Here is a 20,423-nt window from a genome sequence, read left to right as displayed (position 1 = left end):
TGTAGGGATAAGTTTAGTCGGTATTCCCAGCCATAGCTTTTATTCAGGGCAATGATGAACCTTAATATGCGCAGGTTTTATTCTGCTTGACTGGCATCGTTCCTTTCACTAATTATAGAGGTTAAACCTTCCAGCAAGGGTAAGGTCAAGGGGGCGAATGAATATTAGTGATGTGGCAAAAAAAACCGGTTTAACCAGCAAAGCCATCCGTTTTTACGAAGAGAAGAAACTGGTGACACCACCTATCCGCACGGATAATGGTTATCGCAGCTACAGCGCCAAACATATTGAAGAGTTAACTTTGTTGCGTCAGGCGCGGCAGGTGGGTTTTACCTTAGATGAATGCCGCGAGTTACTGGCGTTGTTTCATAACCCTGCCCGTCACAGTGCAGATGTAAAAGCCGCGACGTTACAAAAGGTTGCGGAAATAGAACACCATATTAATGATCTTAAACAAATGCGATTACGTTTATTGGCTTTAGCGGACGAATGCCCAGGGGATGATGGCGCAGAATGCCCGATTATCAATAACCTGGCGGGGTGTTGTCACGGGAGTGAGAAGCAAGAGACTAAAAGCAAGAAGTTGGATGATGAGATATTCATTTGACGTTTTGCGTATGGTTAATGGCGCATTTAGATAAATACGCCATTATATCAATATATTAGTGATGAATAGCCCTAACGTGTAAGGTATTGCCTTCCACTAATATCACTTCAACTTCGGTGCCAATAGCCAACTCATTCGCGCTATAAATACGCCAACTGCTGTCGCCGACTCTCATACGGCCAAAACCGTCAACTGTCGGTTCCGTCAGCGTTGCCCGCGTTCCCAACAATTGATGGCTACGCTGGTTCAGCATGGCTGGCTGTGGTTTGGTACGTTTACTCAGCCAATACCACCATAGAAATGCAGAAACCACCGTCAGAACGGCAAACAACACGCCCTGCATCTCCCAACTAAAGGGAAATAGCCAGACCAGAGCACCGACAACCACGGCAGCGACGCCGCTCCACAGCATATAACCACTGGCACCCAGCATCTCAGCGGCCAGTAGTAGCCCACCGAGTGATAGCCAAAACCAACTTGGATTTGCTGCAATTGCTTCCAGCATGGTTATTTACCCCGGCTGTTTTTACTCTCACCAATCAGCTCTGCAATACCGCCGATAGCGCCCATTAAGCTACTGGCTTCTAGCGGCATCATAATGACTTTACTGTTATTGGCCGAACCAATGTGTTGCAGGGCGTCGGTGTATTTCTGTGCCACAAAATAGTTAATAGCTTGAATATCACCGGCAGCGATAGCTTCAGAAACCATTCTGGTTGCCTGGGCTTCAGCTTCAGCACCACGTTCACGGGCTTCTGCCTGTAAGAATGCGGACTGACGCTCACCTTCAGCTTTCAGAATTTGTGATTGTTTCTCACCTTCGGCACGCAAAATAGCCGCCTGACGAACCCCTTCAGCTTCCAGAATATCCGCACGTTTGGTACGTTCAGCTTTCATCTGAGCATTCATCGCAGAAATTAGTTCAGCCGGTGGGCGCACGTCACGGACTTCAATTCGGGTCACTTTGATGCCCCACGGGTTGGTGGCTTCATCAACAATGTGCAGCAGGCGGCCGTTGATGTTGTCACGTTGGGACAACATTTCGTCCAGCTCCATAGAGCCTAAAACGGTACGGAAGTTGGTCATGGTCAAATTGATAATGGCCGATTCCAAATTGCTGACTTCATAGGCTGCTTTTACGGGATCAATAACTTGGATAAAGCAAACGGCATCAATCGCCACGTTGGCATTATCACGGGAAATGATTTCTTGGGATGGGATATCCAGAACTTGTTCCATCATATTGATTTTGCGACCAACACGATCCATAAATGGCACAACGATATTCAGGCCTGGCATCAATGTTTTGGTATAACGACCAAAACGCTCGACAGTCCATTGAAAACCTTGCGGGACGATTTTGATTGAGGAAAAGACCACAATCAGGGCAACGACGATAAGAACAGGGATGACTGTAAACATATTTAACTTCCTGTCAGCAATGATTTTTGTTTCTTAATATTACGTGACCGGGCGCTAAACGCCTAACGAAAGGCAGGTAAAAGCGTGTAAAGGAGATAAAGTGAGGCCGGGGCAGAATAAAACAGCGCGGAGTGACTCCGCGCAGTAGCAAATAATGGCAACTGTATCACGGCGAATAGCCGCTAAACGCGCCGGTCAGTAGAGTAAGGAGTAAAGTTGACGGCGATATTTGGCCGCCAGCGCATCGCCAGTACCTAATGCGGCCAAAATATCCATTAATGTCTTACGCGCCGTGCCATTTGCCGCAGCTAAGTCTTTCTTCAAGTGGCCCAGCAGCAACTCAAGAGCCTCTTCATTGCGGCCGACCTGATGCAGTTGCAGGGCTAATTGCACCGCCAGTTCAGCGTTATCGGGCTGCTCAGCCACTTGTTGTTGTAACAGCTGGATTTCGGGAGTGTCAGCGGCTTGTTTAAGTAACTCAATTTGTGCCATTAGCCCCTGATATCGGGTATCACGGTCTTGCAGTGGGATGGTCGCCAGCACGGCTTCAGCATCTTCACTGCGGTTTTGCAAAATTTGTGCTTCCGCCAGTTGCAGTGCGATATCGCTGGTCTGAGGATTATTGCTTTGTTGCATTAGCTGCCAGGCGTCTTTCAGCAATGGCAATGCTTCCTGCACTTTACCCTCACTCATCAACTGTGCAGCTTCGGCAGCTTTCAACTCTTCAGGTTTCGGTAACACTCGTTGCAGTAGTTCGCGGATAACTTCCTCTGGCTGTGGCCCTTGGAATCCATCAACTGGCTGACCGTCCTTAAAGAGATAAACAGCCGGAATGGAGCGCAAACCAAACTGTGACGCCACCATCTGTTGTGCATCGCAATCAACACGCGCCAGAATGAATTGGCCCGCATATTCTGCGGCCAGTTTATCCAGCACTGGGGTCAGTTGCAGACAGTGCTGGCTGCGTTCAGACCAAAAATAGAACAGCACAGGCACAGCCATGGATTGTTCTAAAACCTGATGTAGGTTCGCTTCAGTAATATCAATCGTAGTAGGTGCTAGCATGAATTATTTCTCTCATCCGTTTTAACAGTAGATGGGGGCAGATTATGTCGCTTCAACCTCAAGCTTAGGAATTGCCACGCAGGACTTTGTCTAACAGGCGGCCCGGCAAGATGCGGCGCAAGATCGTCAGCGCATGGGCGACTAAAGTGACCGGATAGCGCAATTGCGGACGCGGGCTTTCCAACGCATGGCGCAATTTCGGCAAAATAGCTTCTGGCGGCAGTGTAAAACGCTTGGCAATACCAGGATTATTCACCGGCTTATCAACCTGAGCTTGATTCACATTTTGCGTGAAATGGGTGCTTATTGGCCCCGGCTCAATCAAACTGACATGAATTCCGCTGTCATGCAGCTCCATGCGCAGTGCATCTGACCAAGCTTCCAGCGCATATTTACTGGCGGCATAGGCACCGCGACCGGCAGTTGAAACTAACCCCATCACTGAGCTGGTTTGAATAATGCGCCCTTCGCCGTGAGGCAACATGGCGGGCAGCAAAAGTTGCGTCAGTTGGTGGGTACCAAACAGGTTGGTGGAAAATTGTTTTTCCAACTGCTGGCGCGAAATCGTCTGCAATGGGCCATATAACCCAAAGCCGCCATTGTTAAACAAAGCATATAAACGCCCACCGGTCAGCGCGATAACCTGCGCGGCGGCGCGTTCGACACTGGCACTGTCATCCAAATCCAGCTCAATACCTTCCAGACCCAACTGAGTCATCCTGGTGACATCATCGGGTTTACGACAGGCCGCCAGCACGCGATAACCTCGGTTTTTCAAGTCTTGCGCCGCAATCAGGCCAATACCGCTGGAACAACCGGTAATTAATACTGCTTTTTGCATAACTTTACCTAGTGAGTGATTCTATTTGTTTGGACAAGTGTTATTACTTCTTATTGGTGACTAACGGTTTGAGTTGTTGCGCCATCCAATCTGCTATGAAAGGTTGCGCCTCGGCGTTAGGGTGTAAACCATCATCCTGCATCCACTCGGGCTTTACGGCAACTTGTTCCATAAAGAAAGGCACCAACGGGATGCCAAATTGCTGCGCCAACTGCGGGTACATAGCGGCGAAAGCATCAGTATAACGGCGGCCATAGTTAGGTGGAATACGGATTTGCATCAATAAGGGCTGGGCCTTGGCCTCCTTTATCTGATTGATGATGTGTGTTAAATCCCGTTGAATATCCTGCGGTGGGAAGCCGCGCAGGCCGTCATTAGCACCCAATTCAATCAGCACCCAGCGGGGCTGATGTTGTTTTAGCAGGGCAGGTAGGCGGGCTAACCCCTGTGCCGCAGTATCACCACTGATACTGGCGTTAACCACCTTCGGTAATGACGGTGTAGCTTGCCATGTTTTATCCAGCCGCGAAGGCCAGGCTTCGGCAATGGGCAGGCGGTAACCGGCGCTTAAACTGTCGCCGAGAATCAAAAGTGTATCGGTTGCGGCGGCACGCAAACTGAATAATCCCAACAGTAATAGGAAGGGAAGATGCCAGCGGAAAACGTTCTTGAAGTTCATCATCTTAATAAACACGTCGGTCAGGGTGAGCAACAGCTCTCCATCCTTACCGGAGTTGAGCTGGTTGTCAAACCCGCGCAGACAATTGCGCTGATTGGTGAGTCGGGTTCAGGTAAATCAACTTTACTGGGCATTCTGGCCGGGCTTGATGATGGCAGCAGCGGCGAAGTTAGTTTACTCGGACAGTCTTTGACCGCCATGGATGAAGAGGGGCGCGCGCAACTGCGGGCAAAAAATATTGGTTTTGTTTTCCAATCATTTATGTTGGTACCGACTCTCAATACACTGGAAAACGTCCAGCTTCCGGCGCTATTGCGCGGGGAAAGTGAGCGCGAAAGTAAAACCCATGCCATTGAGTTATTAAAATTAGTCGGGCTGGAGAAGCGGTTGCATCATCTGCCCGCCCAGCTTTCGGGCGGCGAACAGCAGCGGGTGGCGTTGGCGCGGGCTTTTAGCGGCAGACCCAAAGTGTTATTTGCCGACGAGCCAACCGGTAATCTTGACCGGCACACGGGTGACAAGATAGCCGATTTGTTGTTTTCCCTGAACCGGGACTACGGCACCACATTAATTTTGGTCACTCATGATGTGCAATTGGCGGGTCGTTGCCAGCGGCGGCTGCGGCTCCAAGACGGTAAATTGTGGGAGGAAGCATGATTGGGCGCTGGTTTTGGCGTGAGTGGCGCTCACCCTCACTATTAATTGTCTGGCTGGCATTAACACTGGCGGTAGCTTGTGTGCTGGCGCTGGGCAGTATTAGTGACCGGATGGAGCAAGGACTGAGCCAGCAGAGCCGTGATTTTTTGGCTGGCGACCGCGTGCTAAAAACGGCTCATCCGGTGCCGGAGAGCTGGTTGCTGGAAGCAAAACAGCAGGGGCTGTCTATCAGTCGCCAGCTTTCATTCATGACAATGACGTTTGCCGGTGATCGCCCGCAACTGGCGGATGTGAAAGCCACAGACTTAGCTTATCCGCTGTATGGCAAGCTAGAAACCTTACCGGCGGATGTCAAACTTGAACCGGGAACGGCGCTGGCGGCCCCGCGATTACTGGCACTGCTCGGGGTTAAAGTCGGCGATACACTGGATGTCGGTGATACTTCGCTAAAGATTATTGGCGAAGTGCTTCAGGAGCCGGATTCAGGATTTAACCCCTTCCAAACTGCGCCGCGGGTTTTAATTAATCTGGCGGATGTAGATAAAACCGGTGCAATACAACCGGGTAGCCGTTTGAATTATCTCTATATGTTTGCCGGGACACCGGAGGCTATTGCTAAATTCAGTGACTGGCTGACCCCACAATTGAAGCCGGAACAGCGCTGGTATGGTTTGCAAGAATCTGGCGGCGCGCTGGGAAAATCACTGCAACGCGCCCAGCAATTCCTCCTGTTATCGGCGTTATTGACGTTATTACTGTCCATTGCCGCCGTGGCCGTGGCAATGGGGCATTATTGCCGCAGCCGCTATGATTTGGTGGCGGTGTTGAAAACATTGGGGGCCGGGCGCAGTGCGCTACGGCGGCTGATTATCGGCCAGTGGATCTCAGTGTTGGTGCTGGCGGGCTTGTGCGGTAGTGTCATTGGCTTATTGTTCGAGAAAGTGTTAATCCGCTTGTTGTCCCCAGTATTGCCGGCTGCATTACCCGCCGCCGGTGTCTGGCCATGGATATGGTCAATGGGATCGCTGATATTGATTTCATTGCTGGTGGGTATTCGCCCTTATCGACAACTGCTGGCCACTCAACCGCTGCGAGTATTGCGCCGTGATGTTTCAGCCAATGTCTGGCCGCTGCGCTACTTTATCCCGGTAATGATCGCGGTGGTGGTGGGCTTGCTGGCCTTATTGATGGGGGGGAATTCCCTGCTGTGGGCCATTTTGGGCGGCATGGTGGTATTGGCGTTATTGCTGGGCATTATCGGCTGGGGCGGTTTATTGCTGTTGCGCCGCCTGACGGTGACTCGCCTGTCATTGCGGCTGGCGATTAACCGCTTGTTGCGCCAACCCTGGATGACCTTGACTCAACTGGCGGCATTCTCACTGTCATTTATGTTATTGGCTTTATTATTGGTATTACGCGGCGATTTATTGGACCGCTGGCAACAGCAATTGCCGCCGGATAGCCCGAATTATTTCCTGCTGAATATTACGCCGCAACAGGTGTCGCAAGTCACGGAGTTCCTCACGCAGCATCAGATAACGCCGTCGACTTTTTATCCGATTATTCGTGCACGGCTGACTGAAATTAATCAACAATTGGCGACCGAGCGGGTCGCGGAAGATGCGCCTGGCGGGGAGGCCGTTAATCGCGAGCTGAATCTGACCTGGCAGCAGGATTTGCCCGAGCACAATATTTTGACCGCCGGGCAGTGGCCGGCTAAGGCGGATGAAGTGTCGATTGAGAAAGGAATTGCTGACCGGCTGGGAATTAAAATCGGCGATAAACTGACATTCAGTGGCGATACGCAGTCATTTGGTGCGACTGTGAACAGTATTCGCCAGGTGGATTGGGAAAGTTTGCGCCCTAATTTTTACTTTATTTTCCCACCGGGTGCGCTGGATGGGCAGCCCCAAACCTGGCTGACCAGCTTCCGCTATCACGGTGACGGCGAGGTTCTGACGCAATTGAATCGCCAGTTCCCGACCCTCAGTTTGCTGGATATTGGCGCGATGCTGAAACAGGTCGGGCAGGTGCTGCAACAGGTCAGCCGAGCACTGGAAGTGATGGTGGTGTTGGTAATTATTTGTGGCACTTTGCTGCTATTAGCGCAGGTACAGGTCGGCATGCGCCAGCGCCGTCAGGAACTGGTGGTTTACCGGACACTCGGCGCGAGTAAAAGCTTACTGCGAGGCACATTGTGGTGGGAGTTCGCCTTGCTGGGGCTGGTGGCGGGTATGGCAGCAGCGATCGGAGCTGAAGCGGCACTTTGGGCATTGCAGCGCTTAGTGTTTGATTTCCCGTGGCAACCTAACTGGATGATGTGGTGGTTATTGCCACTGGCGGCAGCACTGTTGCTGTCACTCTGTGGCGGTTGGTTAGGGGCCAGGTTGTTGCAGGGGCGGGCATTATTCCGTCATTACACTGATTAGAAAAATAATGCGGGCGGCATAAGCTGCCCGCGCTTCAGTTATAATTTAGCTTGCGCCCAGCGCAGGGCGTTTTGGTATTCCGCGGGTAGCAAAGGCGCTAATGTCGCCAGGGCCGCACTTAATGCTGCGCTGTCGGGATCATTTAAATTCAAATGGCCCACTTTACGGCCTTCGCGCACTTCTTTTTCATACCAATGCAGATGCACCAAGGGCAGTGAAAGCCACTCGATATTCACTGGCGTGCCAATCAGATTGACCATCGCTGAGGGAGTATTCACCACCGGTTTGGGCAGCGGTAAGTCCAAAATAGCGCGCAGATGCAGCTCGAACTGACTGATAGACGCACCATTTTGTGTCCAGTGACCACTGTTATGCACGCGCGGTGCCAGCTCATTAATTAATAAACTGTCGTCGACGATAAAGCACTCCATCGCCATTACACCAATATAATTCAGCTCATCCATGATTGCAGACAGCATTTTTTCTGCTTGCTGCTGTAGTTTGCTATTGGGCTGTGGCAGTGCCACGCTCATACGCAGGATGCCATCTTCATGCAGATTATGGGTCAGTGGGTAAAAGACGGATTGGCCTTGATGGCTGCGCGCGCCGACCAATGAAACTTCGCCGGAAAAGTTAATCCCCTGCTCGACAATACATTCGCCGTAAGCATCGGCGGGCAAGCTCTCTTGTTCACCAGCGCGTAAACGCCATTGACCCCGCCCGTCATAACCGCCGACCCGGCGTTTCACGATGGCTAACTCACCCAATGTGGCAAAGACCTGCGGCCACTCACTATCGCTGGCCAATAATTGCCAGGGTGCGGTCGCTAAATTCAAGCTATCGAGCAACTGTTTTTGAGTCAGACGGTCAGCCAGACGAGGGAAAATATCGCGGTTAACGAAAGCGGTGTGGGTGGCGAGTTCGCGGGTTAACGCGGTTTCCGGCCAGCGCTCAATCTCGGCGGTAATCACACTGTGCTGATAAGGCACGGCTTCTGGCTCGGCATCTAAACCCACCGGATAAACAGCAATGCCCAGTGGCTCACCGGCCTGACGCAGCATGCGCCCCAGTTGGCCATTACCTAATACGCAAACGGGTTTCATGCTTCATCCCTCGGATCGGGATTTTCCAACACTTCATCAGTTTGGTTTTTACGCCAATCCGCTAAACGTGCTGCCAATTCAACATCATGCAGCGCCAGTATTTGAGCTGCCAGCAATGCGGCATTTGCCGCGCCGGCTTTACCAATGGCCAGTGTTCCCACCGGAATACCACGTGGCATCTGCACGATGGAATACAAGCTATCGACACCGCTTAACGCCGCACTTTGTACCGGCACACCTAAGACCGGCACCAATGTTTTGGCCGCTAACATACCCGGCAGGTGGGCAGCACCGCCCGCGCCTGCAATAATGACATGTAAGCCATTAGCATCGGCTTGCTCGGCAAAACTGAACAGTTTGTCGGGGGTGCGATGGGCAGAAACAACTTCGACATGAAAGGGGACATTGAGCGTGGTGAGCACGTCGGCGGCGAACTGCATGGTGGCCCAGTCACTCTTGGACCCCATTACGATAGCGATTTTAACCCCGGCTGGGTAAGCCGAATCGAGGTTAGCTCCCATGAGTGTAAAGCTCCTGTGATTGCGCAAGCGTCGGCCAGAATGATCTTATTTAAATCATGACTGGTGAAGAGGGCGTAGAGCATATCATGAGCCAAAGGCGAGGAAAACGGTTGCGTAGCGGCTTTTAGCGGGTTTTATCAGTTTTTTTAGTGATACGATGAGAGTATATAGTGTGGCAATGAGTGTTGGTATGCGGCTTAAAACGGGAATTTAATCAATTCAACACTATCAGCCGTGACTTTAACCATGGAGCCTTCAACATGCCAGGCACCTAAAACCACACGGTGTGCCGTTGCCGCTGCTAATTCGACGGTATGAACCGCAGGGCGGTGGGTATGCCCATGAATCATCCAACTGACATTATTTCGCTCGAAAGTCTCAATCACCGCGTGTGGATTGACATCCATAATCAGCTGCGATTTGCCGCTATTATTTTGTTGGCTTTGATTGCGCATATAAGCAGCAATGCGTAACCGAAAGCGCAGCGGTAGCCACAGAAAGAGTTTCTGGATCAAAGGATTGTGTACTCGGCGGCGAAAATGCTGATAATCGGCATCATCAGTGCACAGGGTATCGCCATGTAAAATAACGATTTTACGGCCATACAATTCAACAACTTTCTCTTCCGGCAGCAAGATCATGCCACTTTCAAGTGCAAAGCGTTTGCCCAGCAGAAAATCGCGGTTACCGTGGATGAAGTAGCAGGGCACGCCCTGTTGTTGGAGTGATTTTAACGCGGCAGCAACTTGCCGATACAGCGGTTCGGGATCATCGTCGCCAATCCAGGATTCGAATAAATCGCCAAGGATATATAACGCATCAGCATGAATAGCATCACGCTGTATAAAATGCAGGAAACCGGCAGTGATTGCCGGTTCCTGAACGCTAAGATGCAAATCTGCAATAAAAAGCGTGCTCATTAAGCCGTTATTACTCGCTAACAGTAACGCTTTGAATGATCACATCTTCTTTTGGCACATCTTGATGCATACCGCTGCGGCCAGTCGCGACGTTTTTAATTTTATCAACTACGTCCAGACCTTCAGTCACTTCAGCAAACACGCAGTAACCCCAACCATCTGGGCGCTCTGAACGGAAGTTCAGGAAGTCGTTGTCTGCAACGTTAATAAAGAACTGAGCAGTGGCAGAGTGTGGATCGTTGGTACGCGCCATTGCCAAGGTGCCTCGGGTATTTTTCAGACCGTTGTTGGCTTCGTTCTTGATAGGAGCATCAGTTGTTTTCTGGTTCATGCCCGGCTCAAAACCACCGCCCTGAATCATGAAACCATCAATAACACGGTGGAAAATAGTGTTATCATAGAAACCTTTACGGCAGTAGTTCAGGAAGTTTTCAACAGTAGCCGGCGCTTTATCCGCGAAGGTGTTGATGACGATATCGCCGTGATTAGTATGAAAAGTGACCATAATAATGTTCCTGCTAGTGTAATAAGTGTATTCACAAATGAGTCGTAACTCTTTAGACGGCTCTTATATCATATCTACGGGATTGAGTCAGCACTCGAAACGCCGCCAGGATGTGCGAAAAAGTGCTGTATCGAGAGCTGATTTACCGCATAATCTGATGATATCTTTTTAAACCATGCGTTTCGCAAAAACAAAAACCACGGAATGTCCCAATGCTAAAGATTTTTAATACACTGAGTCGCCAAAAAGAGGAATTCAAGCCTATTCATGCCGGTAAAATAGGTATGTATGTATGCGGGATCACCATCTATGACCTGTGTCACATTGGGCATGGGCGTACTTTTGTCGCTTTCGACGTCGTTGCGCGTTATTTGCGTTATTTAGGTTATTCTTTGACGTATGTCCGTAATGTCACCGACGTTGACGATAAAATTATTAAACGTGCCATTGAGAACAATGAAACCTGCGAGCAGCTGACTACACGGATGTTGGCTGAGATGCACAAAGATTTTGATGCATTGAATCTCAAACGCCCAGATTTAGAACCGCGCGCTACCCATCACATCCCAGAAATTATTGAGCTGACCGAGCGCTTGATCGCCCGTGAACATGCTTATGTGGCTGCCAATGGGGATGTTATGTTCTCCGTTGAAAGTGATCCGGATTATGGTTTGTTATCTCGTCAAGATCTGGACCAGTTGCAAGCGGGGGCGCGAGTCGAAGTGGCTGATGTTAAACGCAATCCGATGGATTTTGTCTTGTGGAAAATGTCCAAGCCCGGTGAACCTAGCTGGGAATCACCTTGGGGACCGGGCCGCCCTGGTTGGCATATTGAATGTTCGGCAATGAACGGCAAGCAGTTAGGCGCGCATTTTGATATTCATGGCGGCGGCTCTGATTTGATGTTCCCGCACCACGAAAATGAAATTGCACAATCCACCTGTGCGCATGATGGCCCTTATGTGAATTACTGGATGCACTCCGGTATGGTGATGATCGACAAAGAAAAAATGTCGAAATCGCTGAATAACTTTTTCACTATCCGCGATGTGCTGGCCTACTACGATGCGGAAACAGTGCGTTATTTCCTGATGTCCGGCCATTATCGTAGCCAGCTTAATTACAGCGAAGAAAATCTCAAGCAAGCACGTGCTTCTTTAGAGCGCTTATACACCGCGCTGCGCGGGACTGACGTGAATGCAGCGCCGGCGGGTGGTGCTGAGTTTGAAGCGCGTTTCCGTGCGGCGATGGATGATGATTTCAATACTCCAGAGGCCTACTCGGTGCTGTTTGATATCGCCCGTGAAGTGAACCGCCTCAAAGCTGAAGATATGACCGCGGCAAATGCGTTAGCGGCCGAATTGCGTAAACTGGCGCATGTGCTGGGGTTATTGGAACAAGATCCAGAACTGTTTTTGCAAAGTGGTGCGCAGACTGACGACGACGAAGTGGCAAAAATCGAAGCTCTTATCAAACAGCGCAATGATGCCCGTAGCAGTAAAGATTGGGCGCTGGCAGATTCTGCTCGCGATCAGTTAAATGAGTTGGGGATTGTGTTGGAAGATGGCCCGCAAGGGACAACCTGGCGGCGTAAATAATACCGCGTTTTAGGGCGCTGAGTGGGTGACTGTTCAGCGAACTCAAACTAAAAAAATTGCGGTTCTGGTGCTGACCAGTAACCGCATTTTTTTGCCCCTATTTTACGTCGCTAAGAGCGGCAACGGCAGTTTTTCGCAATAACCAGCTAAAACTCGCCGTTGCTGAGGTTATTAGGCTTTAACCTGTACTTTCATACCTTGAAACTCAACAATTTGGTCAGTCAGGATCTTGCAGCGCTTGCGCGTTTCTACATTCCCGTCAACTTTTACCTGCCCATCAGCGATAGCGGCTTTTGCTGAGGCACCGCTATCGTTCCAACCTTGCAACTTTAATAAGTCACACAGTTCGACGTGCGGGTGTTTTTCCAAATGAAAAATGTCCATTACTGTCCTTTCACTCTATTTTCGTTGATGTCATGATATTCCTCGCAGGCTTGCAAGGTATTTTGTATCAGTGTTGCAACGGTCATCGGCCCGACGCCACCGGGAACCGGTGTAATCCAACCCGCACGCTCAACGGCGGCATCAAATTCTACATCACCGACTACTTTACCACTTTCCAGGCGGTTAATGCCGACATCAATCACGATAGCACCGGGTTTTATCCACTCACCGGGAATAAAACCGGGTTTACCGACGGCAACGACTAATAAATCAGCATTTTCGACATGCTGGCGCAGGTTCTTGGTAAAACGATGCGTGACGGTAGTGGTGCAACCCGCCAGCAGCAGCTCAAGGCTCATCGGACGGCCGACAATATTGGATGCGCCCACCACGACGGCGTTCAGACCGTAAGTCGGGATGTCATAACGCTCTAGCAGTGTCACTATGCCGCGTGGGGTGCAAGGGCGGAGTTTAGGCGCCCGCTGACACAAGCGACCAACATTGTATGGATGGAAGCCATCCACGTCTTTATCCGGGTGAATACGTTCCAGGACTTTGACATTATCAATACCCGCGGGCAGTGGCAGTTGCACCAGAATTCCATCGATTTCACTATCGTCATTCAGTGAATCAATCAATGCTAACAGCTCGGCTTCCGTGGTGGTCATCGGCAGGTCATAAGAGCGGGAAACGAAACCCACTTCTTCACAGGCTTTACGTTTGCTGGCGACATAAATTTGTGAAGCTGGATTTTCACCTACCAACACAACAGCAAGGCCAGGGGCACGTTTACCCGCAGCTAAACGTTTCTGTACCAACGCAGCTACTTCGTTTCGTACCTGCTGCGCAATCGTTTTACCATCTATAATTTTCGCTGACATCAGTGGAAGGGTCCATCAATTAAAAAAGCGGGAATCAGCCTATTTTGTCAGAAGCGGAGCGTGCTGTCAGGCGTATAATAACGATTAATTAACGATTAAATAGCCAGTTAATAAACCGTAAGGCGAAAAGCCATTGACTCAAAGGCGACTGCCCGTATAATCCAACCCGCAACTGACTGCCAGCAGTGTTCTATACTGCGGTAAATATCAAATGCGCCCTTAGCTCAGTTGGATAGAGCAACGGCCTTCTAAGCCGTAGGTCACAGGTTCGAGCCCTGTAGGGCGTACCATCTTTACGTCTCCTGAAGTCTATCTAAGTCCATAAATCCCTTATATAATCAGTATCTCTGGAACTTCCTAGTATCCCTACGTTTATCCGCATCTACTGAGTTCTATAGATAGTTGGGGGTATAAATGGGGGTAAGTCTAGGTTCAATGGAATGAGATACCCCCACATGAAACTAAACGCCCGGCAAGTGGATACCGCAAAACGAAAAGAGAAACCTTACAAGCTCTCCGACGGCGGTGGATTATTTTTATTAGTAAACACAAATGGTTCACGTTACTGGCGGTTGAAGTATCGGATTGCTGGAAAAGAAAAGCTGCTATCAATCGGGGTCTATCCCGATATCACTCTTGCTGAGGCCCGTGCCAAAAGAGACGAAGCCAAACGAATATTGGCTGCTGGTGGTGATCCCGGTGAAGAAAAAAAAGCAGATAAACAGGCCAAGAAAGTCAGCATTGATAACACGTTCGAAGCGCTGGCCAGAGAATGGCATGCTTATAAAAGACCTAATTGGTCGAAAGGTTACGCCGACGATTTAATGGAATCGTTTGAAAATGATATATTTCCCTATGTTGGAAAGCGCCCGGTTGCTGAAATCAAGCCGCTAGAGATGCTTGAAACACTGCGTAAACTAGAGGCGCGTGGTGTCCTCGATAAAATGCGCAAAATTCGTCAGGCGTGCAATCAGACTTTTCGCTATGCGATCGTGACCGGCAGGGCGGAGAACAACCCCGCCAGTGAGCTGGCAGGTGCTTTGGCAGTACAGAAACATCAGCATTATCCCCACCTTTTAGCCGCTGAACTTCCTGAATATCTTCAGTCTCTTAGTGCCTATAGTGGCAGCCCTGTTACACGAATAGCAACCCGTTTGCTCATGCTTACCGGCGTTCGAACAATCGAGCTACGTGCTGCTGAGTGGGTTGAATTTAATTTAGATAAAGGTCTGTGGGAAGTCCCTACTATCCGAATGAAAATGCGCCGTCCACATCTGGTCCCTTTATCTGAACAGGTTTTAGAGTTGTTGTTGCAACTGCATGCTATTACCGGTCGCTTTAAATTAGTTTTTCCTGGTCGTAATGACAGTCTAAAGCCAATGAGCGAGGCCAGTATTAATCAGGTCATAAAGCGTATTGGCTACCACGGCAGGGCCACCGGCCACGGTTTTCGCCACACAATGAGCACTATTTTGCATGAGCAGGGCTTTAATACTGCCTGGATAGAAACACAACTGGCTCACGTCGATAAAAACAGTATTCGCGGTACCTATAATCATGCTCAATATCTGGATGGTCGCAGAGAAATGCTGCAATGGTATGCCGACTATATGGATAGTCTGGAAAATGGCGAGAATGTGATTCATGGTAGGTTTGGGAAACGGGCATAGGGGAGGGATATTGGCTATCTGGCTGAAATAGTTACCCAAACTTTTTAAAGGCATCTCACGATGCCTTTTTACATTTAGAGATTATTCGGTCTCGAGAGGCTCGCTGGTGGCTTGATGATAAGTTTGATGTAGCAGGTCTATTTGCTGTTGTAGGACAAAGTTGAGTATTTCTTTCACTTCCTGCGATTCGAGAGTGATAACGGCGTAAATGAGCGCACGGCAATGATCAATGAGGTCTTCCACTTCGCGGGGCGAGTTATCGTACATGGCGCACCTCCGGCCGGAGAGTGGTGGCCAGTGATGCTGGCAGGTGAAGAAAAGCGGTACGGCAAGGGGCTTTAGTCGTCGAATCCATGATGACAACCTCTCAGTTGATGGCTTTAAAATCACCACCAAGAGACGCTAACCTCAAGAGGGTGGTGAGCTGAACGAGGTTAGCGTAACCGGTCAACAGAGAACCCGGCGCATCTTGCGATGCCCCCGTCCAGCCCACCATTGCTTTTTCACAGGTGTAACTGTACCCGCACATAGTAACCGCCTGTGCGGTCGTGCGCTCTATTGAATTCCGGGACGCTAATCACGGCAGCGGAATTTGCCGCTGCGGGGGCACTATATCCGGCCATTCCCTACTGTTCAATTAACCAGTGGTAAATTAGGACAAACATTTTTGTACATGCGAGGGGGGCCGCATTTGTCATATACACCATAAATCATTACTATTTCTGATGATTAATGAGTTTTTATTGATGACAAAGTGTAATTGTTTGTATTAAATGGTTATCTAATAATCAGTTAAAATGGTAGAGCTAAATGAATGCTTCTTTGGAGAGATTGAGCAAGAAATTAAGTGAATTGAATCGACAGTTAGTAGCTTTAAATGATGGGAGCACAATGCTTTGTGAAACCTATGGTTGGCAATACCCGGCTATAACACCAAATGATTTAAATTGCATGCCTTTGAAACTGGTTGAAAAAATAAATGCGATACCAATCGAAGAATTAAATGATGACGACGATAATGAAATAGATGGACTTTCTAGTAATGTAGACTATTTAATAAAAAGCACCATACCTTATATTTATAATGGAAACGGTTTACAAGCTATACCAGCTTATATGGCAACTATGTTATATATCAATGGTGTGGTTGAGAAAATATTTTCATGGGAAGTATTGTATGATAGCAAAGCTATGCCGAGAAACTTAAACACTAGACTGAGAAGTTATAATTTACGACTTGAGCAATTATCACCAGAGATTGATAAGTTAAAAAGCAAAATATCGACTATCTTAGATGCTCACAGTGCTGCTGAAGCACTTCCTGTAGATATGGAAATATTGAAAGAGGCAAGAAAAGAAATAAATAAAACTGAAAAAGAAATATCGGAAATTCTATTTGAGATAAGGATAAAAAGAGAAGAAACAGAAGAGAGTTTAAAAATAATCACCGAGAAAAAAGATGAATCCTCTATATTGGTAGAACAATGTGAGGATGCTTTTAGAGTTACCACAGCAAAGGGTTTAGCAGGGGCTTTTGAGGTTAAAGCGGATAAGTTAAATGCTAGCATTAGATTTTGGGTTGGTGGTCTTCTTATTGCTTTAGGCGCTGGAGCTTATGTTGGTTTTGAAAGAATAAAGGCTCTTTCTAGTATTCTGGATAAACCAAATCCTAGCTTAACGGTTATTCTTACTCAGGTTATTCTTTCTGTGCTTAGTATTGGTGCACCATTATGGTTTGCTTGGTTATCAACAAAGCAAATTAGCCAACGTTTTAAACTCGCGGAAGATTATGCATTCAAAGCCTCTGTAGCTAAAGCATATGAAGGTTATAGAAGAGAGGCTAAGCAATTAGATGGTGACTTTGAAAATAGGCTATTTGCAGCCGCATTAACTCGATTTGAAGAAGAGCCACTGCGTTTGGTAAAAGACAAAGAACATTATACTCCTTGGATGGAGATGATAGGTAGTGACTCTTTCAAAAAATTTCTTCAGACGCCTAATGAAGCTAAAGATTTAATCCTAAATAAACTAGGTTTTAAAGTTGAACCACCCAGAAAAACTAACGAAAAAATAGCCAGTTCTATTCCTGATACAGAGTAAAATAGAAGCAACATTGTTATTTTAGCAAGAAATAAAGTGGTTGATTTGATAACTACTATGGTATGTTCCTAAATGTTTTTAATTTGTGCATCTGGATATCTAGGTGCACAAATTAATCGAAAATATATCTCCTGCCAATCCTAAATAACAATAATATTATTCTTATCCCAATTATTGTACGCACTTTCTAATTCTTCTAGCTTTGACCATGCGATAGCATTTTCTATATTTCCTTTTTCGGTAAGAATAAAATCAAGTAGTTTTTTTATTTTATCATAGTGACTTTTATCTTTTTTGTTTTTAATGTGTTCCATACAGTTATCTGGTTTCCCTGATGATATTGACTCCATAAAGTATGCCTCTTCAAAATTTTTTATTGATGCGACAACTCTGCTATACTCACTGAAATTATCCAGAATTTTTTCGTTGTTAGTCCAAGCTGGATTTTTGATGGTTATTACTTTATATGTAACTTTCCCATCTATGCTCTTAGGCTCTCTTCTTTTTGATTGCACCATAACTGAGTCAGAGTCATGAAGAACATAGTATTTCCTCTTAAAATGATTAAGTACCTTCATCATTGATGCAACAGTAACTTTTCCACGAGCGCGAATTATATTAATATCATCATATTCTTTATTTCCATTTTCTTTCTCATTTGATTTTATAAAGTTAAACGCTGTGTACTCTGTATCTCCTTCTACAATAATTACGCGCCCCCCAAAAAAAGCTTCGGATATATGAGAGTCAAATAGGTTAGTTAATTTAAGGTTTTCTTTGTCATCTGTGCTTAGTTTCGCTTCTTCAGGTCTAAATAATGTAGAAGCATGCATTACTCCATCATGTTTTTTTTCCACTCTTATTATAGTTGTATGATCTTTAGCTAAATCGATAAAATGAGGTGAGTGAGTTGTAATCATTACTTGCCAATTATCACCATCAGCTAACTTGTACAAGACATCTCTTACATTTCCAATGGCTTTAGGATGTAAGCTAACTTCAGGCTCATCAATTAGTAAAACGTGCGATATATTTTTCCCTACACTTTCGCAAGATACGTTTTTTCCTAGTTTTGCTTTATACCCATTGTCCGCGAGTATTTTTAATATAGCCCATAATGCGGTTCTTTGAGTGCCGCTCCCTTGCTTAGATAGTGGGAATGTGTTATTTCCCATGCCCATCTCAATTTCAAATTCATTACTAAAAAGTTTTAATGTCATATCTGGTGATTCGACATCTTTAATCACTAAATTATGATTTGGAAATATGCTCTCCATTATATCGTTAGCTTTTTTTTGTATTTCACTAATTTGAGTATCTTGCGTTTTTTTAATTATTGATTTGTACTCTAGTAACTTTGCTTTTGTTGCCTTATAAGAAACAGCATCTTCAGTTATATTGTCCTTTGAATCTAATTTTGAAAGCTCACTTTCTAATGCCGTATTTAATAGAGATATAATTGCTTGTGATTGTGTTTCAGGTGAATCAAAAGTACTAACTCGGTGGGGTTTAGGTCTTTTGGATTTAGCTACAGCGGCTGCACCCCAAGGTCCTTTTTCCTTATCTTCCTTGGTAGCCCAGCGTTTCCCTTTAGCCAAAAATCCAATTTTAGTTGGTATTGAGTCAGGTTGTTCCCATGTCCATTTTTCTTGTACTGTCCATGTGCCATCACCGTTATCTTTGCACCATTCATCTCCTGGTTTATTTTCTTGAATCACTGTAGAGATTAATGTTATTTCTGGCTTTATATCTCTGTTTTTATTGTAAAAATCATCAATTGATAATTTTTGGTTATCAGTTACTACTTCAAATGCCCTTAGAATTGTGCTTTTACCTGCGTTATTTTCACCAACAAGAACAACGATCCTATCAATATCGATAGATACTTCATTGTCACCAATACATCCAAAATTTCTGATTTTTAGTTGCGTAATTTGGGGAACAGGATCTTTTTTTACTTCTTCTTGTATCTTATCGTTCATTTTTCATCCTATTTGAAAAGGGGAGACTATGACACACTTTGGAATAGTTAATTTTATTACTTTAAATACAAAACGCTGAATTCAATAATGGATGTCATCTATTTTTTGGCTTTGTTTTTTAGCTAGATGTATATTTTAATATTATTTATATTGATACAATAACATCTTGTTCATTTCTATTTTGGTGTTTATCCGACCAAGCAATTTTAATTTTGTACTTGGCTTTACCTCCCATGTGAATGGAAGCAATGATCTCTATTGATTGTTGTGGATAAAGAATTTCATAAGGAAATTTATCATTGACTTGGGACATTACAAGATATTCATCACCATCATTATCTGGAAAGTGAATTTCGACATGTTTTGCCTCAGATTTTCCTCGATTGAAAACTTTAAGCCTGTACTTGTTAGTACCTAAACGGACAAGATTAGCACCAAGGTCAGCTTTCATTTCGTCAATTGCAGATTTTGTTTCTTTTTCCAGTAAAAGTTTACGCATTCTATCTTGCTCATCTTTAATTACTTTTTGCTCTTTATTACTTTTCCTTGATTTTAACTCTGATGAAATAATTGTATAAATAGATACGATAAGAGCTATCAAAGCGATAGTATCACTCGACGACATCACTTTATCCTTATGTTTTTACTGCCTTTAAATGCATTTTTAAATATCTTAGAAACCTCCTTTTCAAAATCATTTATAATTTCTTTTTTAACCTCGCTCACATGATCATCAATACTTTGACCATTTTCTTCTATGAGTTCGTCTTTTGTCATTTCCCTATTGCAGCTTGTACATTTGACGATACTTGATTCACCTGAGTGTTTCATCTCAGAATTTCCACAAGTTGGGCATAACAAAATGATTTCTCTATCATATTTTTCAGGATTCATAATCTACCTTTTTATTTTTTTAAGTTCTTACAGTTAACTTAGTTAAAACTTTTGAAAACTTCCTAAAAGTAATTAAGTATATTCGATCATAAAATTAAATAAATTTTCGTTTATCAAACTTTGACACTGATCAGAATTTGAAACTATATAAAATTCCGCAGATAG

General features: G+C 46.2%; 21 protein-coding genes and 1 tRNA gene. 7 read left to right on the top strand and 15 right to left on the bottom strand.

Annotation, left to right across the window (positions count from 1 at the left end):
* Nucleotides 1-157 precede the first annotated feature (157 nt).
* On the top strand, nt 158-607 hold the full coding sequence (cueR, locus tag FTA91_RS19820; RefSeq protein WP_050112907.1) for a Cu(I)-responsive transcriptional regulator: 450 nt from the start codon (nt 158-160) through the stop codon (nt 605-607).
* Between the two features lie 55 nt (nt 608-662).
* Here cueR and FTA91_RS19815 read toward each other — a convergent pair whose 3' ends face one another.
* The 5 genes from FTA91_RS19815 to tesA all read right to left on the bottom strand — a co-directional run bounded on the left by FTA91_RS19815 (nt 663) and on the right by tesA (nt 4,614).
* The gene (locus FTA91_RS19815; protein WP_050112908.1) at nt 663-1,112 is read right to left on the bottom strand and encodes an NfeD family protein; all 450 of its coding nucleotides are present in this window, start codon (nt 1,110-1,112) and stop codon (nt 663-665) included.
* Nucleotides 1,113-1,114: 2 nt separating this feature from the next.
* Nucleotides 1,115-2,029: an SPFH domain-containing protein gene (locus tag FTA91_RS19810; RefSeq protein WP_004704953.1), complete on the bottom strand. Its 915-nt coding sequence runs from the start codon at nt 2,027-2,029 to the stop codon at nt 1,115-1,117.
* A gap of 195 nt (nt 2,030-2,224) precedes the next feature.
* Nucleotides 2,225-3,094 carry a thioredoxin family protein gene (locus FTA91_RS19805; protein ID WP_145536241.1) on the bottom strand — a complete coding sequence of 290 codons (870 nt, stop codon included), beginning with the start codon at nt 3,092-3,094 and terminating at the stop codon, nt 2,225-2,227.
* A 64-nt stretch (nt 3,095-3,158) separates the two neighbouring features.
* On the bottom strand, nt 3,159-3,935 hold the full coding sequence (locus FTA91_RS19800) for an SDR family oxidoreductase (protein WP_145536242.1): 777 nt from the start codon (nt 3,933-3,935) through the stop codon (nt 3,159-3,161).
* Nucleotides 3,936-3,978: 43 nt separating this feature from the next.
* Nucleotides 3,979-4,614, bottom strand: coding sequence for a multifunctional acyl-CoA thioesterase I/protease I/lysophospholipase L1 (tesA, locus tag FTA91_RS19795; protein WP_050112911.1), 636 nt, complete (start codon nt 4,612-4,614; stop codon nt 3,979-3,981).
* On the opposite strand from tesA, the gene ybbA reads away from it, so the two are divergent.
* Complete coding sequence (gene ybbA, locus FTA91_RS19790; RefSeq protein ID WP_004390643.1) at nt 4,585-5,271, top strand: putative ABC transporter ATP-binding protein YbbA; 687 nt, start codon at nt 4,585-4,587, stop codon at nt 5,269-5,271. The genes tesA and ybbA overlap by 30 nt on opposite strands.
* Nucleotides 5,268-7,700 carry a putative ABC transporter permease subunit YbbP gene (gene ybbP, locus FTA91_RS19785; RefSeq protein ID WP_145583804.1) on the top strand — a complete coding sequence of 811 codons (2,433 nt, stop codon included), beginning with the start codon at nt 5,268-5,270 and terminating at the stop codon, nt 7,698-7,700. Before ybbA ends, ybbP begins: the two co-directional genes overlap by 4 nt.
* 38 nt (nt 7,701-7,738) lie before the next feature.
* Here the strand turns inward: ybbP and purK are convergent, their stop codons facing one another.
* From purK to ppiB, 4 genes are all read right to left on the bottom strand, one after another.
* Nucleotides 7,739-8,803, bottom strand: coding sequence for a 5-(carboxyamino)imidazole ribonucleotide synthase (purK, locus tag FTA91_RS19780; protein WP_145536244.1), 1,065 nt, complete (start codon nt 8,801-8,803; stop codon nt 7,739-7,741).
* Nucleotides 8,800-9,324 carry a 5-(carboxyamino)imidazole ribonucleotide mutase gene (purE, locus tag FTA91_RS19775; RefSeq protein ID WP_050112915.1) on the bottom strand — a complete coding sequence of 175 codons (525 nt, stop codon included), beginning with the start codon at nt 9,322-9,324 and terminating at the stop codon, nt 8,800-8,802. Before purE ends, purK begins: the two co-directional genes overlap by 4 nt.
* Nucleotides 9,325-9,521: 197 nt before the next feature.
* A complete protein-coding gene (locus tag FTA91_RS19770) occupies nt 9,522-10,244 on the bottom strand; it encodes a UDP-2,3-diacylglucosamine diphosphatase (protein ID WP_145536245.1) in 723 nt (240 codons plus the stop codon).
* A gap of 10 nt (nt 10,245-10,254) precedes the next feature.
* Nucleotides 10,255-10,749: a peptidylprolyl isomerase B gene (gene ppiB, locus FTA91_RS19765; protein ID WP_038631646.1), complete on the bottom strand. Its 495-nt coding sequence runs from the start codon at nt 10,747-10,749 to the stop codon at nt 10,255-10,257.
* A gap of 212 nt (nt 10,750-10,961) precedes the next feature.
* Between ppiB and cysS the strand changes: the two genes are divergently transcribed.
* Nucleotides 10,962-12,347, top strand: coding sequence for a cysteine--tRNA ligase (gene cysS, locus FTA91_RS19760; protein WP_050112917.1), 1,386 nt, complete (start codon nt 10,962-10,964; stop codon nt 12,345-12,347).
* 171 nt (nt 12,348-12,518) lie between these two features.
* Here cysS and ybcJ read toward each other — a convergent pair whose 3' ends face one another.
* On the bottom strand, nt 12,519-12,731 hold the full coding sequence (gene ybcJ / locus FTA91_RS19755) for a ribosome-associated protein YbcJ (RefSeq protein ID WP_050112918.1): 213 nt from the start codon (nt 12,729-12,731) through the stop codon (nt 12,519-12,521).
* Nucleotides 12,731-13,612: a bifunctional methylenetetrahydrofolate dehydrogenase/methenyltetrahydrofolate cyclohydrolase FolD gene (folD, locus tag FTA91_RS19750; protein WP_038631653.1), complete on the bottom strand. Its 882-nt coding sequence runs from the start codon at nt 13,610-13,612 to the stop codon at nt 12,731-12,733. Before folD ends, ybcJ begins: the two co-directional genes overlap by 1 nt.
* Before the next feature lie 213 nt (nt 13,613-13,825).
* Between folD and FTA91_RS19745 the strand changes: the two genes are divergently transcribed.
* Both FTA91_RS19745 and FTA91_RS19740 read left to right on the top strand, forming a co-directional pair.
* Nucleotides 13,826-13,902, top strand: a tRNA-Arg gene (locus FTA91_RS19745).
* A gap of 165 nt (nt 13,903-14,067) precedes the next feature.
* Nucleotides 14,068-15,282: a tyrosine-type recombinase/integrase gene (locus FTA91_RS19740; protein ID WP_145583802.1), complete on the top strand. Its 1,215-nt coding sequence runs from the start codon at nt 14,068-14,070 to the stop codon at nt 15,280-15,282.
* An 81-nt stretch (nt 15,283-15,363) separates the two neighbouring features.
* Here FTA91_RS19740 and FTA91_RS19735 read toward each other — a convergent pair whose 3' ends face one another.
* The gene (locus tag FTA91_RS19735) at nt 15,364-15,549 is read right to left on the bottom strand and encodes a hypothetical protein (RefSeq protein ID WP_186377383.1); all 186 of its coding nucleotides are present in this window, start codon (nt 15,547-15,549) and stop codon (nt 15,364-15,366) included.
* 543 nt (nt 15,550-16,092) lie between these two features.
* On the opposite strand from FTA91_RS19735, the gene FTA91_RS19725 reads away from it, so the two are divergent.
* Nucleotides 16,093-17,382, top strand: a complete 1,290-nt coding sequence (locus FTA91_RS19725) for a hypothetical protein (protein WP_145583799.1) — start codon at nt 16,093-16,095, stop codon at nt 17,380-17,382.
* 140 nt (nt 17,383-17,522) lie between these two features.
* Here the strand turns inward: FTA91_RS19725 and FTA91_RS19720 are convergent, their stop codons facing one another.
* The 3 genes from FTA91_RS19720 to FTA91_RS19710 all read right to left on the bottom strand — a co-directional run bounded on the left by FTA91_RS19720 (nt 17,523) and on the right by FTA91_RS19710 (nt 20,258).
* Nucleotides 17,523-19,364, bottom strand: a complete 1,842-nt coding sequence (locus FTA91_RS19720; RefSeq protein WP_145583797.1) for an ATP-dependent nuclease — start codon at nt 19,362-19,364, stop codon at nt 17,523-17,525.
* Between the two features lie 145 nt (nt 19,365-19,509).
* Complete coding sequence (locus FTA91_RS19715; RefSeq protein ID WP_145583795.1) at nt 19,510-19,989, bottom strand: hypothetical protein; 480 nt, start codon at nt 19,987-19,989, stop codon at nt 19,510-19,512.
* The gene (locus FTA91_RS19710) at nt 19,989-20,258 is read right to left on the bottom strand and encodes an ECs_2282 family putative zinc-binding protein (RefSeq protein ID WP_145583793.1); all 270 of its coding nucleotides are present in this window, start codon (nt 20,256-20,258) and stop codon (nt 19,989-19,991) included. The genes FTA91_RS19715 and FTA91_RS19710 overlap by 1 nt, the downstream gene beginning before the upstream one ends.
* Nucleotides 20,259-20,423: the final 165 nt, after the last annotated feature.

The sequence above is a fragment of the Yersinia thracica genome (genome assembly GCF_902170565.1).
Taxonomy (GTDB): Bacteria; Pseudomonadota; Gammaproteobacteria; order Enterobacterales; family Enterobacteriaceae; genus Yersinia; species Yersinia thracica.
This window is presented reverse-complemented; position numbering and strand designations above follow the sequence as displayed.

Coding starts and splice junctions, on each gene's coding strand:
- cueR (WP_050112907.1), top strand. CDS start 158: ATGAATATTAGTGATGTGGCAAAAAAAACCGGTTTAACCAGCAAAGCC.
- FTA91_RS19815 (WP_050112908.1), bottom strand. CDS start 1,112: ATGCTGGAAGCAATTGCAGCAAATCCAAGTTGGTTTTGGCTATCACTC.
- FTA91_RS19810 (WP_004704953.1), bottom strand. CDS start 2,029: ATGTTTACAGTCATCCCTGTTCTTATCGTCGTTGCCCTGATTGTGGTC.
- FTA91_RS19805 (WP_145536241.1), bottom strand. CDS start 3,094: ATGCTAGCACCTACTACGATTGATATTACTGAAGCGAACCTACATCAG.
- FTA91_RS19800 (WP_145536242.1), bottom strand. CDS start 3,935: ATGCAAAAAGCAGTATTAATTACCGGTTGTTCCAGCGGTATTGGCCTG.
- ybbA (WP_004390643.1), top strand. CDS start 4,585: ATGCCAGCGGAAAACGTTCTTGAAGTTCATCATCTTAATAAACACGTC.
- tesA (WP_050112911.1), bottom strand. CDS start 4,614: ATGAACTTCAAGAACGTTTTCCGCTGGCATCTTCCCTTCCTATTACTG.
- ybbP (WP_145583804.1), top strand. CDS start 5,268: ATGATTGGGCGCTGGTTTTGGCGTGAGTGGCGCTCACCCTCACTATTA.
- purK (WP_145536244.1), bottom strand. CDS start 8,803: ATGAAACCCGTTTGCGTATTAGGTAATGGCCAACTGGGGCGCATGCTG.
- purE (WP_050112915.1), bottom strand. CDS start 9,324: ATGGGAGCTAACCTCGATTCGGCTTACCCAGCCGGGGTTAAAATCGCT.
- FTA91_RS19770 (WP_145536245.1), bottom strand. CDS start 10,244: ATGAGCACGCTTTTTATTGCAGATTTGCATCTTAGCGTTCAGGAACCG.
- ppiB (WP_038631646.1), bottom strand. CDS start 10,749: ATGGTCACTTTTCATACTAATCACGGCGATATCGTCATCAACACCTTC.
- cysS (WP_050112917.1), top strand. CDS start 10,962: ATGCTAAAGATTTTTAATACACTGAGTCGCCAAAAAGAGGAATTCAAG.
- ybcJ (WP_050112918.1), bottom strand. CDS start 12,731: ATGGACATTTTTCATTTGGAAAAACACCCGCACGTCGAACTGTGTGAC.
- folD (WP_038631653.1), bottom strand. CDS start 13,612: ATGTCAGCGAAAATTATAGATGGTAAAACGATTGCGCAGCAGGTACGA.
- FTA91_RS19740 (WP_145583802.1), top strand. CDS start 14,068: ATGAAACTAAACGCCCGGCAAGTGGATACCGCAAAACGAAAAGAGAAA.
- FTA91_RS19735 (WP_186377383.1), bottom strand. CDS start 15,549: ATGTACGATAACTCGCCCCGCGAAGTGGAAGACCTCATTGATCATTGC.
- FTA91_RS19725 (WP_145583799.1), top strand. CDS start 16,093: ATGAATGCTTCTTTGGAGAGATTGAGCAAGAAATTAAGTGAATTGAAT.
- FTA91_RS19720 (WP_145583797.1), bottom strand. CDS start 19,364: ATGAACGATAAGATACAAGAAGAAGTAAAAAAAGATCCTGTTCCCCAA.
- FTA91_RS19715 (WP_145583795.1), bottom strand. CDS start 19,989: ATGTCGTCGAGTGATACTATCGCTTTGATAGCTCTTATCGTATCTATT.
- FTA91_RS19710 (WP_145583793.1), bottom strand. CDS start 20,258: ATGAATCCTGAAAAATATGATAGAGAAATCATTTTGTTATGCCCAACT.